Source organism: Streptomyces sp. NPDC060000 (assembly GCF_042737375.1).
Classification (GTDB): Bacteria; Actinomycetota; Actinomycetes; order Streptomycetales; family Streptomycetaceae; genus Streptomyces.
Window position 1 is genome coordinate 1 of sequence record NZ_JBHWUU010000021.1, and the last position, 14,233, is coordinate 14,233.

Below are 14,233 nucleotides of genomic sequence, written 5' to 3' on the forward strand. Positions count from 1 at the left end.
CGCCCCGACGGCGTTGGCGCGCGTGACGGGCGGCGCTCAGCCCAGCGGGAGGCCGTTCACCGGCAGGCCGTGCGTGGGCAGGCCCTGCAGCGGCAGACCACCGAGCAGACCGGCGACGGGCGCGGTCGGACCCTGGGCGAGCAGCTTCCCGGCGACCGGCTGGGCGGCGGCCAGGCCCGCACCGAGCGCCGGCTGGGCCTGCGACAGCGCCTCACCGGCACCGGGGAGCGCCTGGGCCACGTTCTCCGCCGGCAGCGTCCTGGTGACGCCGTCCAGGGTGTGGGCGGCGTCCGGAACGGCGGGGGCCGCGTTCGCGGCGCCCGCGCCGACGGCGGCGAAGGCGGCACCGAGCGCGGCGACACCGAGGGTCTTGGCAGCAGACTGCTTCATGATGAATGCGTCCTCGAGTGGGATACGGGGAACTGAGCGGTTCTCGACCGTAAACACGGAGAGGGGTCGGCGGCAAACATTGAAATGCGGACGGATGGTCAACACCCGCCCGCGTCCGGCACCTCGGGAAACCCGGAGCTCAGCCTTCCGAGGTCACAGAACCGCTGGTGGAGGCGGCCTGCTGGAACAGCCATTCGGACTTCAGCTCGGAATAACCGGGCTTGATCACGTCATTGATCATGGCAAGTCGTTCATCGAAAGGAATGAATGCTGACTTCATAGCATTGACAGAGAACCACTGGAGATCGTCGAGCGTATAACCGAATGCGTCGACAAGGTGCTCGAATTCCCGGCTCATGCTGGTGCCGGACATCAGACGGTTGTCGGTGTTGACGGTGGCCCGGAAGTGAAGCCGGCGCAGCAGGCCGATGGGGTGCTCGGCGTAGGAGGTGGCCGCTCCGGTCTGGAGGTTGGAGCTGGGGCACAGCTCCAGCGGGATGCGCTTGTCACGGACGTAGGAGGCGAGCCGGCCGAGCTTCACGCCGCCGTCGGCGGTGACCTCGATGTCGTCGATGATGCGCACCCCGTGGCCGAGCCGGTCGGCGCCGCACCACTGGAGGGCCTGCCAGATGGACGGCAGCCCGAAGGCCTCACCGGCGTGGATGGTGAAGTGGTTGTTCTCGCGCTTCAGGTACTCGAAGGCGTCGAGGTGCCGGGTGGGCGGGAAGCCCGCCTCCGCGCCCGCGATGTCGAAGCCGACGACGCCGAGATCCCGGTAGCGGTTGGCGAGTTCGGCGATCTCCAGGGCGCGGGCCGCGTGCCGCATGGCGGTGAGCAGGGCGCCGACGCGGATGCGGTGCCCGTTGTGCCGGGCCGTCCGCTCGCCCTCCCGGAAGCCCTCGTTGACGGCTTCGACGACCTCTTCGAGGCTCAGTCCGCCGTCGAGGTGCTGCTCGGGCGCGTAGCGCACCTCGGCGTAGACGACACCGTCCTCGGCGAGGTCCTCGGCGCACTCGCGGGCGACCCGGACGAGCGCGTCGCGGGTCTGCATCACGCCCACGGTGTGCGAGAAGGTCTCCAGATACCGTTCCAGCGAACCGGAGTCGGCGGCCTCGCGGAACCAGACGCCGAGCTTGTCGGGGTCGGTTTCCGGGAGTTGGGCGATGGGAGCGCCTCCCACGCCTTTGGGGCCGTGGGGGACGGACTCCCGGGCGAGGTCGACGATCGTGCCGGGGCGCAGCCCGCCGTCGAGATGGTCGTGCAGCAGAACCTTGGGTGCCCGCCGGATCTGGTCCGAGCTCGGGGTGATGCCCGCCTGAGTGCTCTGGCTCGTCATTTCCGCACTCTAACTCCTACGCGCGTAGACGGCGCGTTGTACAACTCCGCCGATATGTAACGGTGACCGCACGGACGGGTGGAGTACATCGACGCTTCTGACACTGTTCTGTCATGGCACAGGATGTGACGCCGGTTCGCACGGTCCGGCTGGGGAGGGCGCTCGGCCCGGCGCCGACGGCGGTGAGCGGGGTGGTGCTGCTGCTCCCGGGCGGTGAGGAGGTCTCCAGCCGCAGACCGTCCGCCGTGTGGGCGGCGGGCTTCGTGCGGGGGCTGGGGCGCAGGCTCGCCCGGGCGGGACGCGAGGAGGGGCTCGCCATCCATGCCGTGCACTACCGCTGTCGCGGCTGGAACGGCAGCGAGGCGCATCTCGCGGCCGACGCGTCCTGGGCGGCCGACGAGGCAGTACGGCGGTACGGAGACGTCCCCGTGTGCCTGGTCGGCGTCGACATGGGCGCGCGGGCCGCGCTGCGGGCGGGCGGTCACGAGGCCGTCAACTCCGTGCTGGCGATCGCTCCGTGGCTGCCGGAGGAGGACATGGCCGCCGCACCCGAACCGGTGAAGCAGCTGGCCGGGCGGCGGGTGCTGATCGTGCACGGCACGAAGGACGAGCGCTGCGACCCCGAGCTGTCGTTCCGGTTCGCGGCACGCGCGAAGAAGGCGAACCGGGACGTGTGCCGGTTCGAGGTGCACTCCGACGGCCACGGGCTGCACCAGTACCGCAGCGAAGTCCTCGCGCTGGTCGAGGACTTCGTCATGGGCGCGCTGTTCGGAAGGACGCTCGCCCGGCCGGTGGAGGACGCCCTGGCAGCCCCGCCGCCGCTGGGGCTGCGGATGCCGTTGGCCGTCGGATTCGGCAAGTCGTTACGGCGCCGGGGCCGCCCCTGAGGAGCCGGCTCGGACCGGCAGTGGGTTCACCGGTCCGGTACGGCGATCGGGTTCGCCGCCTCGAACCGGCACCGGGTCCGCCGGCCCGGTGCGGAAGCGGGTTCGCCGCCTCGGACCGGTGGCGGGTGCGGCGTTCCGGCGCGTCGGGGGGTTGTTAGCGGCTCGCCAAGGGGTGCGTACGAGGTCGCATTTAGCTCGATCGTGTGATCGTCGGCTTCCGAGGTTGCGGTGCCCTGGGCCGTTCGGGTTAGCGTGACTGTGCGATCTGGGACACCGGGTACGGCGTCTGGGGGAGTGCGGGGCCCCTGCTCCACCAGAGGATGGTTCAGGGCCTCCCCGTCGCCTCTGGCCGTACCCGACCGGTCAGGTCGCACAGGGAACCGGTTTCCCGGGCCCGGACCACGCACAGGATGCGTGTCGCCGCCTCGGGGTCGAGTACGCCGGGGACCAGTTCGCCCAGGACCGTTCGGGGCGCGCGACTGAACGGACTCACTCCCGCTCAGTCCACAGGAACGGTTCGGGGGCTCAGTTCGGGAGTAGGTTGCCCCTTCTCGACAACAGGAACTTCTTGAAGGCCGCCACCGGTGGGGTGTCCGGGTGGCCGTCCAGCCAGGCCACGCCGATCTCCCGGGCGGCGCGCGGGGCGGTCACCGTCAGCTCCACCACCCCCGGCCTGGCCACGGCCGGCGGCGGCAGCAGGGCCACGCCGAGACCCGCCGCGACCAGCCCGCGCAGGGTCTCCGCCTCCTCGCCCTCGAAGGCGATCCGGGGGCGGAACCCGGCTTCCTTGCAGAGGTCGTCGGTGATACGGCGCAGACCGTAGCCGGGTTCCAGGGTCACGAAGGCCTCGTCGGCGGCCTCGGCGAGGCGGACCCGTCTGCGGGCGGCGAGGCGGTGATCGGCCGGGACGACCAGGCGCAGTTTCTGCTCGTCGAGGCGGCGGGCCACCAGGTCGGGGGCATCCGGGACCGGGGAGGTCAGACAGAGGTCCAGCTCCCCCGCCCGCAGCCGTTCGAGCATCGCCTCGCCGTAGTTCTGGACCAGGCTGAAGCGGACGCGCGGGTGATCGGCGCGGAAGGCGTGGATCAGACCGGGGACGGTCTCGGCGCCCATGGTGTGCAGAAAGCCGAAGGCGACCTTGCCGGTGGCCGGGTCGGCGTCCGCCCGGACCTCGTCGGCGGCCCGCTCGATCTCGTCGAGAGCGCGCTCGACGGAGGCGAGGAAGGTGCGTCCGGCGGGGGTGAGGGAGACCGTGCGGCCGTGGCGGGCGAACAGGTCGACGCCCAGGTCCTGTTCGAGGCGGACCATGGCCCGGGACAGCGTCGACTGCGGGACCTGCATCTCCTGAGCGGCGCGCGTGACGTGCTCGGTACGGGCGACTCCGGCGAAGTACGCGAGCCGGGGGGCCAGCAGCCTCGACATGACTGCCGTGTCCGCCGTGTCTTCTGTGTCACTGGACGGTGACAGGCGACCCTCTGACCTCTGCTGATGCACCATGGGAACGATTATGACGATTCCATGCATTGGACGGATGAGCGGGGGCGTACGTAACTTCGAGGCATGTCTCCCGCCAGTACCGGGGCGTCCACGCTCGTGGGCGCCGCGTCCTCCGCTCCCCTCTCCTCCGACTCCCGGCTGTCCCCCGGTGGCCCCGGCTACCGCCGGATGAGCTTCGCGCTCTTCCTCGCCGGTGTGGCGACCTTCGCCCTGCTGTACTCCACACAGGCGCTGCTGCCGCTGATCTCGGACGACTTCGGGGTGGCGGCGAGTCGGGCGAGCTGGACGGTGGCGGCGGCGACCGGCGGGCTGGCGCTGTTCGTGCTCCCGATGAGCGCCCTGTCGGAGCGCTACGGCCGCCGTACGGTGATGACGGCCTCGCTGGGCGTCGCGGTGGGCGTGGGCGTGCTGGTCCCCTTCGCGCCCTCCCTGGGCACTCTGGTACTGCTGCGGGCGGTGCAGGGCGCGGCGCTGGCCGGGCTTCCGGCGTCGGCGACCGCGTACCTGGCCGAGGAGGTCCGGCCGAAGGCGCTCATCACGGCGATCGGCCTCTTCGTGGCGGGCAACAGCGTCGGCGGGATGAGCGGCCGGGTCATCACCGGCTGGGTGGCACAGGAGTGGGGCTGGCGGGTGGCCGTCGGGGTGATCGGCGCCCTCGCGGTGGCCTGCGCGATCGCCTTCCGGCTGCTGCTGCCGGCGCCGAAGCACTTCAGGGCGGGATCACCGGCGCCCCGCGTCCTGGTCCGCACGGTCCGCGAGCACCTCGCCAACCCGCTGCTGTGCCGTCTGTACGCGATCGGCGCGCTGTTCATGACGGTCTTCGGTGGCGTGTACACGGTAATCGGCTACCGGCTGACGGAGGCGCCGTTCTCCCTCCCTCAGGGCATCGTCGGCTCGATCTTCCTGGTGTACCTGGTGGGCACGGTGTCGGCGTCGACGGCGGGCCGGCTGGTCGGTCGGCTCGGCCGGCGCGGCGCGCTGTACCTGGCGGGCGGCACCACGGCCGGCGGGCTGCTGCTGTCGCTTGCGGACTCGCTGGCTCCGGTCCTGCTGGGCCTGGTCCTGATCACGGCGGGCTTCTTCGCGGGGCACGCGGTGGCGTCCTCGGCGGTCAGCAAGACCGCGACGACCGGCCGCGCGCAGGCCTCCGCCCTCTACCAGTCCGCGTACTACATCGGCTCCAGCACCGGCTCCACGGTCGGCGCGCTGGCCTTTCACTCGGGCGGCTGGGCCGGCACGGTCGGCGTGGGCGTCCTGGCGGTGCTCGGCGTCGTGACGATCACGGTGTTCGGGACCCGGGCGGCCCGTCGGCAGACGCTGGTCGCCGCCCACTGAACGTTCCGCGGCCTTCCCCCTTCTCCTGCTTCCTCCGGCCTGCTTCCTCCGGCCTGCTTCCTCCGGCCTGCTTCCTTCCTTTCTTCCCCCTGTTGAGGGCCGGTTGTCAGTGGTGGCGCGTAGCCTCCGCGCGACAACCGGCTTGAGCAGGGGGATTTTTGATGGAGTTCCGGATCGACCGCGGTGACCTCGTCGAGGCGGTGGCCTGGGCGGCCCGCGCGCTGCCCGCCCGTACGCCGGTGCCCGTGCTGGGCGGGCTGCTGCTGGACGCGGCGGCGGGGCGGCTGAGCGTGTCGGGGTTCGACTTCGAGACGGCGGCACGGATCGGGACCGACGCCGAGGTCGGCGTGGCGGGCCGGGTGCTCGTGCTCGGCCGCCGGCTCCTCGACATCTGCAAGGTGCTGCCGGACTGGCCGGTGAGCTGCGCCCTGGAGGGCACCCGGTTCACGGTCGAGGCGGGCGGCACCAGCTTCGGCCTGTCGACCCTCCCGCGTGAGGAGTACCCCACCCCGCCCGAACCGCCGGGGGCGTACGGCACCGTGGACTCGGCCGCGTTCTCGACCGCCGTCGCCCAGGTCGCGGTGGCCGCGGGCCGTGACGACACGCTCCCGGTGCTGACCGGCGTCCAGCTGCACCTGGAGGGCGACGAGATGACGCTGTCGGCGTCGGACCGCTACCGGTACGCGGTACGGCGGCTGGAGTGGAAGCCGGAGGCGGCCGCCGAGGGTGTGGCGGAGGCGCTCGTGCCGTCCCGGCGACTGCTCGACGTGAGCCGGTCACTGGCCCGGTGCGGGGTCGTCCGGATCGGGCTGGACGAGGGCTCGGTGGGTGGCCCGATCGGGTTCGAGGGCGGGCGGATGCGGACGGTGGTACGGCGGCTGGACGGACGGCTGCCGGGGTACGGGAAACTGTTCGACATGGCGGGGGCCGCGGTCGCCGAGGTGGAGTGCGGCGCGCTCACCGAGGCCGTGCGGCGGGTCGGGGTCGTGGCGGAGGCGAACAGTCCGGTGCGGCTGGACTTCTCGGCGGAGTCCGTCGTGCTGCGCGCCGGGTACGGCGACGACGTGGCAACCCAGCGGCTGCCCGCCGGGCTGACCGGCGCCGAGGAGGTGACCGTGGCCTTCAATCCGGCGTATCTGCTGGACGCGCTGGCCTCCTTCGAGGCGCCGAGGCTGCGGGTGGAGCTGCTGGGGACGGGCCAGCGGGCGCTGCTGGGCGCGGCGGACGCGCCCCGGGGCCTTCACCGGCACCTGCTGATGTCGGTGAAGCAGCTGGTCTGACCATGCCCGGACAACCCATTTGACCTGGGCTTTCGCCGCCTCGGCGGGCCATTGTCAGTGGGCTGCGGTAGCTTCCGAAGTGCTGGGCGCGAAGACGCGTGACAGAACGGCCACAGGGGTGGGTGGACGATGAGCAACAGCACGGCGACGACGACCGACATCGACGTCGCACTGGAGAAGCACCGGACCGAGCTGACCGGTTACTGCTACCGCATGCTCGGCTCCTCGTTCGAGGCCGAGGACGCGGTGCAGGACACCCTGGTGCGCGCCTGGCGGAGCTACGAGAAGTTCGAGGGCCGCTCCAGCCTGCGCTCGTGGCTGTACCGCATCGCGACCAACGTCTGCCTGGACATGCTGACGGCCGGCAACAAGCGGGCCCGGCCGATGGACCTCTCCGAGCCCACCCCGCTCGCCCGGGCGGCCCTCTCCCCCCGCCCCGACAACACCTGGCTGGAGCCGATGCCGGACGCCCGTGTGCTGCCGAAGGTGGAGGACCCGGCCGAGGCGGCGGTGGCCAAGGAGTCGGTGCGTCTCGCGTTCATGGCCGCGTTGCAGCAGCTCCCGCCGAAGCAGCGGGCGGTGCTGATCCTGCGGGAGGTGCTGGCCTGGAAGGCGAGCGAGGTCGCCGAGCTGCTCGACACCTCGGTCGCCTCGGTCAACAGCGCGCTCCAGCGGGCGCGGGCGACGCTGTCCGAGCGGGCGGCCTCCGGCGCGAACGCCGCGGTGTCCGACCCGTTGGACGAGGAACAGCAGAAACTGCTCGACCGCTATGTGGCGGCCTTCGAGGGCTACGACATGACGGCGCTGACGGCCCTCCTGCACGAGGACGCCATCATGACGATGCCGCCGTTCGACCTGTGGCTGACAGGACACGACGACATCACGGGCTTCATGACCACGATGGGCTCCGCCTGCGAGGGTTCGCGGCTGCTGCCGGTCCAGGTCAACGGTCTGCCGGGCTTCGCCCAGTACAAGCCGGACCCCGACGGGGGCGGGTTCACCCCCTGGGCGATTCAGGTCCTGGAGATCTCAGACGGCCGCCTCACCGGGTTCCACTTCTACCTCGACACCCAGCGCTGGTTCCCCCTCTTCGGCCTGCCCCTCCACCTCGAAGCGGAGACCGGCGAGGTCGAGCAGGGCGCGTAGGGCGGGGTCGGGGGCGCGCAGCCGTATGCGTCCCCCGGCCCGCCGGGCGGCCAGCTGGAGCCGCGCCAGCAGGTCGACGGCGAGGAGTCCCGGCGGCCCGATCCCGGCGACGTCACAGACGACGACCACGGCACCGCTCGCCTCCAGCAGCGCCCGTACGTCGTCGCCGAGCTCTGTCACCCGGGAGCGGGTGACAGGGCCGGTCAGGGTGAGTACGGGCGGTGTCGTCGCTTCCACGACCGGTAGACCGGGGCGGGGCGCCCAACTCATCGGCGCGGGAGAGCCCGCGGGTCGCCCGATCCGTTCGGGCGACCGGCTCGGGCGACCGGTTCGGGCGACCGGTTCGGGCGACCGGCTCCGGCGACCGTCAGGCGATGCGTTCCAGCACCACCGGGGACGCGGTGAACTCGGTGTCGGCCGCGCCGATGTCGTACGAACCCGTCACCGCCTGGAGGGCGTACTCGAAGCGCTCCGGGGTGTCCGTGTGGAGGGTCAAGAGGGGCTGGCCCTCCTTGACCGTGTCGCCGGGCTTGGCGTGCAGCTCGACGCCCGCGCCCGCCTGCACCGGGTCCTCCTTGCGGGCGCGGCCCGCGCCGAGGCGCCAGGCGGCGATGCCGATGTCGTAGGCGTCGAGGCGGGTCAGGACGCCCGAGGCGCCCGCCTTCACCACGTGCTGTTCCTTCGCCGTGGGCAGCGCGGCGTCCGGGTCGCCGCCCTGGGCCGCGATCATGCGACGCCACACGTCCATCGCCGAGCCGTCGGCCAGCGCCTTCGCCGGGTCCGCGTCCCTGACGCCGGCCGCGTCGAGCATCTCGCGGGCGAGCGCGATCGTCAGCTCCACCACGTCCGCCGGGCCGCCGCCGGCCAGGACCTCGACCGACTCGCGGACCTCCAGGGCGTTGCCCGCGGTGAGCCCGAGGGGGGTGGACATGTCGGTCAGCAGGGCGACCGTCCTCACGCCGTGGTCGGTGCCCAGGCCGACCATCGTCGACGCCAGCTCACGGGCGTCCTCGATGGTCTTCATGAACGCGCCGGTGCCCACCTTCACGTCCAGGACCAGGGAACCCGTGCCCTCCGCGATCTTCTTCGACATGATCGACGAGGCGATCAGCGGGATCGCCTCCACCGTGCCCGTCACGTCCCGCAGCGCGTACAGCTTCTTGTCGGCCGGGGCGAGGCCGTCGCCCGCCGCGCAGATCACCGCGCCGGTCGTGTCCAGCACGTGCAGCATCTCCTCGTTGGAGAGCAGCGCGCGCCAGCCCGGGATCGACTCCAGCTTGTCCAGGGTGCCGCCGGTGTGGCCGAGACCCCGGCCGGAGAGCTGCGGGACCGCCGCGCCGCAGGCCGCCACCAGCGGGGCCAGCGGGAGGGTGATCTTGTCGCCGACGCCGCCCGTGGAGTGCTTGTCGGCCGTCGGACGGGACAGGGCGGAGAAGTCCATGCGCTCGCCGGAAGCGATCATCGCGGCCGTCCAGCGGGCGATCTCGCGGCGGTTCATGCCGTTCAGCAGGATGGCCATGTTGAGGGCGGCCATCTGGTAGTCGGCGACCTCGCCGCGGGTGTACGCGTCGATGACCCAGTCGATCTGCTCGTCGCTGAGTTCACCGCGGTCCCGCTTGCTGCGGATGACGGAGACCGCATCCATCGACAACTGCGTCATGGCTTTCCTTCCGGTGGTGCACCGTAGTGCGGGTGCACGGTGGTGCGGCAAGACGTTCCAGAAACCGCGCGGCCCCTCTGCGCCAGTCAGAGGGGCCGCGCGGGACTTACTTGGTGAGGTGACCCGGGCCGAAGGCCTGTGGGAGCATCTCCGCCAGCGGCAGGATCCCCGCCGGCGTCTCCAGCAGCAGTTCGGAGCCCCCGAACTCGTAGAGCAGCTGGCGGCAGCGGCCGCACGGGACGAGGACCTCGCCGCGGCCGTCCACACAGGTGAAGTGGGTCAGCCGGCCGCCGCCGGTGTTCTGGAGTTCCGAGACCAGCCCGCACTCGGCGCACAGGCCGAGTCCGTAGGAGGCGTTCTCGACGTTGCAGCCCGACACGGTCCGGCCGTCGTCGACGAGGGCCGCCACGCCCACCGGGTAGCCGGAGTACGGGGCGTACGCCCGGGACATGGCGTCCCGGGCCACCGCACGCAGCCGCTCCCAGTCGATCTCGACGGCGGGCGGCGTCACTTGCCCTGCCCCTTCCGGTACGGCATGCCGTCCGCCTTGGGCATCCTGAGGGACTGGGCGGAGAGCGAGAGCACCAGCAGCGTGACGACGTACGGCGCGGCCGTCACGACCTGGCGCGGGACCTCGTCCGTGCTGACGTACCAGACGAACATCAGGGCCGAGATCAGCGCGGTGACGACGGCGGGGACGTACTTCTTCTTCCACGCCAGGTAGGCGGCGCCGAAGACCAGCACGATCGCGAGGAGCAGGATCAGCGCGTGCACGTTGGTGGTACCGCCGCGCAGGTTGAGGCTGTCGGTGTAGCCGAACAGTCCGGCGCCGAGGGCGAGGCCGCCCGGCATCCAGTTGCCGAAGATCATCGCGGCGAGGCCGATGTAGCCGCGGCCCGCGGTCTGGCCGTCGAGGTAGACGTTCGAGGCCACGATGGACAGGAACGCGCCGCCGAGGCCGGCGAAGCCGCCGCTGATGATCACGGCGATGTACTTGTACTTGTAGACGTTGACGCCGAGGGACTCGGCGGCCACCGGGTTCTCGCCGCAGGACCGCAGCCGCAGGCCGAAGGCCGTCCGCCACAGCACCCACCAGGTGGCCGGGACGAGGGCGACGGCGACGACGGTGAGCGGCGACAGGTCGGTGATCAGACCGCCGACCAGCCCCGCGATGTCCGAGATCAGGAACCAGTGTTTCTCGTTGAGCGTGTCCAGCCAGCTCGACAGGCCCGGGATGTCGAAGGTGCCAAGCGAGTCGATCGGCGGGGACTGCTTGGAGGAGCCCTGCGGGGCGCCCTCGAAGGTGAACTTCGACAGGTAGCGGGTGGTGCCGATGGCCAGGATGTTGATGGCCACACCGGAGACGATGTGGTTCACGTTGAAGGTGACGGTCGCGATGGCGTGCAGGACGGCGCCGAGCGCGCCGCCGACGATGCCGAAGACGACGCCCGTCCACGGGCCCCACTGGTAGCCGGCCCAGGCGCCGAACCAGGTGCCGAGGATCATCATGCCCTCGAGACCGATGTTGACGACGCCCGCGCGTTCGGACCACAGACCGCCGAGCCCGGCGAGACCGATGGGCACGGCGAGGCGCAGCGCCGTGGACATCTGGCCGGTGGAGGTGATGCCGTCCGCGCCGGTGATGAGGCGGACGACCGAGGTCAGCACGAGGACGCCCGCGATGACCAGCAGGAGGACCGGGAGCGAGAGTCGGCGGCCGCCCTTGCCGGGCTGCTTCGCCTTCGGCTTGGCGATGGTCGTGGTGCTCATCAGACCGTCACCTCCTTCTTGGTGTTCTGGGCGGCGGCGGCGAGCTCGGCGCCGACACGCTTCTGCTGACGGCGCAGACCCCACTGGCGTACGGCCTCGTACGAGATGACGACCGCGAAGACGATGAGGCCCTGCATGATCGTGGCGATCTCCTTCTCGTACGCCACCGGGGTCGCGTAGTCGAGAGCGGGAGAGGCCTTGTCGAGGAAGGCGATCAGGAGCGCGGCGAAGGCGATGCCGACCGGGTTGTTGCGGCCGAGCAGGGCGATGGTGATGCCGGTGAAGCCGAGACCCGTGGGGAAGCTCAGGCTGTAGGTGTGCGCGTCGCCGAGCAGCAGGGGCAGGCCGGAGAGGCCCGCGATGCCGCCGGAGATCAGCATGGCGGTGAGGACCATCCTCTTGGCGTCGACGCCGGAGGCCGCGGCGGCCGTCTCGGACTCGCCGGTGGCGCGCAGGTCGAAGCCGAAGCGGGTGCGGTTGAGGACGATCCAGTAGCCGATGCCGAGGGCGATGGCGAGGAAGACCAGGCCGTAGATCTCGCCGACGTCCGCGCCGAGGTCGATGCCGGGGACCCAGCCGGCGTTCTTCATGATGCCGGTGGTGTTGTTGTTGCCGACCTGCACGCCCCAGATGTTGTCGAGGGTGAGGTAGCCGATCAGGCTGGTGGCGATCGCGTTCAGCATGATCGTCGCGACCACCTCGCTGACGCCCCGGGTGACCTTCAGGACGCCCGCGATGCCGGCCCAGAAGGCGCCGGTGAGGACGCCGACCAGGAGCAGCAGCGGGATCTGGAGGAAGGACGGCAGGGCGATGTTGGCGCCGACGACGGCGGTCATCATCGCGGCGAGGCGGTACTGGCCGTCGACGCCGATGTTGAACAGGTTCATGCGGAAGCCGATGGCGACCGCGAGGGCGGCGACGTAGTACATCGAGGCCTGGTTGACGATCAGGACCTGGACGTCGGAGTAGCCGGCCTGCTCCAGCATGAGCGTGTAGGGCTCGATCGGGCTCTTGCCCGAGGCGATCAGCACGACCGAGGTCAGCAGGATCGCCGCGACGAGCGCGATGACCGGGCCGGCCACCGCGAGGAGCACGCGCTCCTTGTCGAACTTCTTCATCGGGCCTCGTCCTCCGGACCGGCAGCTTCCTCGGTGGTTTCCGCGTCGTCCACGTGTTCCAGGTGACCGGACGCGGCGCCGGTCATGGCGGAGCCGAGCTCCTCCGGGGTGATGGTGGCGGGGTCGGCGTCCGCTACGAGCGTGCCGTTGTAGATCACGCGCAGGGTGTCCGACAGGCCGATGAGCTCGTCGAGGTCGGCGGAGATCAGCAGCACCGCCAGTCCCTCGCGGCGGGCCTCGCGGATGCGGTCCCAGATCTGGGCCTGGGCACCGACGTCCACCCCGCGGGTGGGGTGGGCGGCGATCAGGAACTTGGGGTTGTGGCTCATCTCGCGGCCGACGATCAGCTTCTGCTGGTTGCCGCCGGAGAGGGAGGCGGCGGTGACGTCGATGCCGGGGGTGCGGACGTCGTACTCCTCGACGATCCGGCGGGTGTCGGCCTGGGCGCCCTTGGGGTTGAGCCAGAAGCCCTTGGCGTTGGGGGCCTCGGTGACATGGCCGAGGATGCGGTTCTCCCAGAGGGGTGCCTCCAGGAGCAGGCCCTGGCGGTGGCGGTCCTCGGGGATGTAGCCGACGCCGGACTCACGCCGCTTGCGGGTGCTCCAGGGGGTGATGTCCTCGCCCAGGAAGGCGATGGTGCCGGAGTCCGCGTTCTTGGTGCCGATCAGCGCGTCGATCAGCTCGGTCTGGCCATTGCCCTCGACGCCGGCGATGCCCATGACCTCCCCGGCGTGGATGGTGAAGCTGACGTCGTCGAGCGCCTTCTTGACCTCGCCGCCCTCGGGGGCCAGCGTGGCGCCGCCGGTGGGCTCGGCCTCGACGCCCAGGGAGGCGCCGCCGCTGGCGTACACGGTGAGGTTCGCGACCTGGATGACGGGCTTGTCGGTGACCGTGGACTCGGCGGTCTCCGGGGTGGGCAGCTCGCTGCCGACCATCATCTCGGCGAGCTGACGCGGGGTCGTCTCGGCCGGGACGGCCGTGCCGACGGTCGTGCCGCGCCGGATGACCGTGATCTCGTCGGCGACGGACAGCACCTCGCCCAGCTTGTGGGAGATGAAGATGACGGACAGGCCCTCGGACTTCAGCTCGCGCAGGTTGTCGAAGAGCGCGTCGACCTCCTGCGGGACGAGGACGGCGGTCGGCTCGTCGAGGATGAGGGTCGTGGCGCCGCGGAAGAGGACCTTGAGGATCTCGACGCGCTGCCGGTCGGCGACACCGAGGTCCTCGACCAGGGCGTCGGGGCGTACGCCGAGCCCGTAGCGGTCGGAGAGTTCCTTGATCTTCTTACGGGCGTTGCCACCGATGCCGTACAGCTTCTCGCTGCCCAGCACCACGTTCTCCAGCACGGTCAGGTTGTCGGCCAGCATGAAGTGCTGGTGGACCATGCCGATGCCGCGCGCGATGGCGTCGGCGGGGCTGGAGAAGCTCACCTGCCGGCCGTCGATCGCGATGGTTCCCTCGTCCGGCTTCTGCATGCCGTAGAGGATCTTCATCAACGTCGACTTGCCGGCGCCGTTCTCGCCGACGAGGGCGTGCACGGTGCCTTTACGGACGGCGAGGTGGATGTCGTGGTTGGCGACGACACCGGGGAAGCGCTTGGTGATCCCCGCCAGCTCTACCGCGATCGTCGACTGTGCGGTGAGCGGAGGGCTGCTGGACGCGTCGATGGCGCACTCTCCTTGGAAAAGGGGTCGCTCTACGCGCGTAGCGCCCCTGCTTTAAATAGTGCCCGGATCAGATCGATCTTGAATGATCTTGATAGCCGCCCTGGGGGCATCGCGATCAGGTCTCGACCTGTTCCGAGCATTCTGCCG

13 protein-coding genes are annotated in these 14,233 nt (G+C 71.0%); 4 read left to right on the forward strand and 9 right to left on the reverse strand.

What is annotated here, in order from left to right; translation table 11 throughout:
* Positions 1-36: 36 nt before the first annotated feature.
* On the reverse strand, positions 37-390 hold the full coding sequence (locus ACFWBB_RS13555) for an ATP-binding protein (protein WP_385270344.1): 354 nt from the start codon (positions 388-390) through the stop codon (positions 37-39).
* A 139-nt stretch (positions 391-529) separates the two neighbouring features.
* Complete coding sequence (locus ACFWBB_RS13560) at positions 530-1,726, reverse strand: adenosine deaminase (RefSeq protein WP_385270346.1); 1,197 nt, start codon at positions 1,724-1,726, stop codon at positions 530-532.
* Positions 1,727-1,839: 113 nt separating this feature from the next.
* On the opposite strand from ACFWBB_RS13560, the gene ACFWBB_RS13565 reads away from it, so the two are divergent.
* Entirely contained in the window at positions 1,840-2,613 is a 774-nt protein-coding gene (locus tag ACFWBB_RS13565; protein ID WP_385270348.1) for a prolyl oligopeptidase family serine peptidase, read from the forward strand.
* A 525-nt stretch (positions 2,614-3,138) separates the two neighbouring features.
* On the opposite strand, the gene ACFWBB_RS13570 is transcribed toward ACFWBB_RS13565, so the two are convergent.
* Entirely contained in the window at positions 3,139-4,110 is a 972-nt protein-coding gene (locus ACFWBB_RS13570) for a LysR substrate-binding domain-containing protein (RefSeq protein WP_385270350.1), read from the reverse strand.
* 63 nt (positions 4,111-4,173) lie between these two features.
* Between ACFWBB_RS13570 and ACFWBB_RS13575 the strand changes: the two genes are divergently transcribed.
* The 3 genes from ACFWBB_RS13575 (at position 4,174) to ACFWBB_RS13585 (ending at position 7,871) form a co-directional block, all read left to right on the forward strand.
* Complete coding sequence (locus ACFWBB_RS13575; RefSeq protein ID WP_385270352.1) at positions 4,174-5,445, forward strand: MFS transporter; 1,272 nt, start codon at positions 4,174-4,176, stop codon at positions 5,443-5,445.
* A gap of 161 nt (positions 5,446-5,606) precedes the next feature.
* Complete coding sequence (gene dnaN / locus ACFWBB_RS13580) at positions 5,607-6,725, forward strand: DNA polymerase III subunit beta (RefSeq protein WP_385270354.1); 1,119 nt, start codon at positions 5,607-5,609, stop codon at positions 6,723-6,725.
* Positions 6,726-6,854: 129 nt separating this feature from the next.
* On the forward strand, positions 6,855-7,871 hold the full coding sequence (locus ACFWBB_RS13585; RefSeq protein WP_385270356.1) for a sigma-70 family RNA polymerase sigma factor: 1,017 nt from the start codon (positions 6,855-6,857) through the stop codon (positions 7,869-7,871).
* On the opposite strand, the gene ACFWBB_RS13590 is transcribed toward ACFWBB_RS13585, so the two are convergent.
* The 6 genes from ACFWBB_RS13590 to ACFWBB_RS13615 form a co-directional block, all read right to left on the reverse strand.
* Positions 7,755-8,141, reverse strand: coding sequence for an STAS domain-containing protein (locus ACFWBB_RS13590; RefSeq protein ID WP_385270358.1), 387 nt, complete (start codon positions 8,139-8,141; stop codon positions 7,755-7,757). The genes ACFWBB_RS13585 and ACFWBB_RS13590 overlap by 117 nt on opposite strands.
* 97 nt (positions 8,142-8,238) lie before the next feature.
* A complete protein-coding gene (locus ACFWBB_RS13595) occupies positions 8,239-9,516 on the reverse strand; it encodes a thymidine phosphorylase (RefSeq protein WP_385270574.1) in 1,278 nt (425 codons plus the stop codon).
* A 121-nt stretch (positions 9,517-9,637) separates the two neighbouring features.
* The gene (locus ACFWBB_RS13600; protein ID WP_385270360.1) at positions 9,638-10,042 is read right to left on the reverse strand and encodes a cytidine deaminase; all 405 of its coding nucleotides are present in this window, start codon (positions 10,040-10,042) and stop codon (positions 9,638-9,640) included.
* Positions 10,039-11,301 carry an ABC transporter permease gene (locus ACFWBB_RS13605; RefSeq protein ID WP_385270362.1) on the reverse strand — a complete coding sequence of 421 codons (1,263 nt, stop codon included), beginning with the start codon at positions 11,299-11,301 and terminating at the stop codon, positions 10,039-10,041. The genes ACFWBB_RS13600 and ACFWBB_RS13605 overlap by 4 nt, the downstream gene beginning before the upstream one ends.
* A complete protein-coding gene (locus ACFWBB_RS13610) occupies positions 11,301-12,419 on the reverse strand; it encodes an ABC transporter permease (protein WP_385270364.1) in 1,119 nt (372 codons plus the stop codon). The genes ACFWBB_RS13605 and ACFWBB_RS13610 overlap by 1 nt, the downstream gene beginning before the upstream one ends.
* The gene (locus ACFWBB_RS13615) at positions 12,416-14,086 is read right to left on the reverse strand and encodes an ABC transporter ATP-binding protein (RefSeq protein ID WP_385270577.1); all 1,671 of its coding nucleotides are present in this window, start codon (positions 14,084-14,086) and stop codon (positions 12,416-12,418) included. Before ACFWBB_RS13615 ends, ACFWBB_RS13610 begins: the two co-directional genes overlap by 4 nt.
* Positions 14,087-14,233 lie beyond the last annotated feature (147 nt).

What these genes read in the sequence shown, in the direction of transcription:
- ACFWBB_RS13605 (WP_385270362.1), bottom strand. Translation starts at nt 11,301, where the DNA reads ATGAGCACCACGACCATCGCCAAGCCGAAGGCGAAGCAGCCCGGCAAG.
- dnaN (WP_385270354.1), top strand. Translation starts at nt 5,607, where the DNA reads ATGGAGTTCCGGATCGACCGCGGTGACCTCGTCGAGGCGGTGGCCTGG.
- ACFWBB_RS13560 (WP_385270346.1), bottom strand. Translation starts at nt 1,726, where the DNA reads ATGACGAGCCAGAGCACTCAGGCGGGCATCACCCCGAGCTCGGACCAG.
- ACFWBB_RS13590 (WP_385270358.1), bottom strand. Translation starts at nt 8,141, where the DNA reads ATGAGTTGGGCGCCCCGCCCCGGTCTACCGGTCGTGGAAGCGACGACA.
- ACFWBB_RS13575 (WP_385270352.1), top strand. Translation starts at nt 4,174, where the DNA reads ATGTCTCCCGCCAGTACCGGGGCGTCCACGCTCGTGGGCGCCGCGTCC.
- ACFWBB_RS13570 (WP_385270350.1), bottom strand. Translation starts at nt 4,110, where the DNA reads ATGGTGCATCAGCAGAGGTCAGAGGGTCGCCTGTCACCGTCCAGTGAC.
- ACFWBB_RS13610 (WP_385270364.1), bottom strand. Translation starts at nt 12,419, where the DNA reads ATGAAGAAGTTCGACAAGGAGCGCGTGCTCCTCGCGGTGGCCGGCCCG.
- ACFWBB_RS13595 (WP_385270574.1), bottom strand. Translation starts at nt 9,516, where the DNA reads ATGGATGCGGTCTCCGTCATCCGCAGCAAGCGGGACCGCGGTGAACTC.
- ACFWBB_RS13555 (WP_385270344.1), bottom strand. Translation starts at nt 390, where the DNA reads ATGAAGCAGTCTGCTGCCAAGACCCTCGGTGTCGCCGCGCTCGGTGCC.
- ACFWBB_RS13585 (WP_385270356.1), top strand. Translation starts at nt 6,855, where the DNA reads ATGAGCAACAGCACGGCGACGACGACCGACATCGACGTCGCACTGGAG.
- ACFWBB_RS13565 (WP_385270348.1), top strand. Translation starts at nt 1,840, where the DNA reads ATGGCACAGGATGTGACGCCGGTTCGCACGGTCCGGCTGGGGAGGGCG.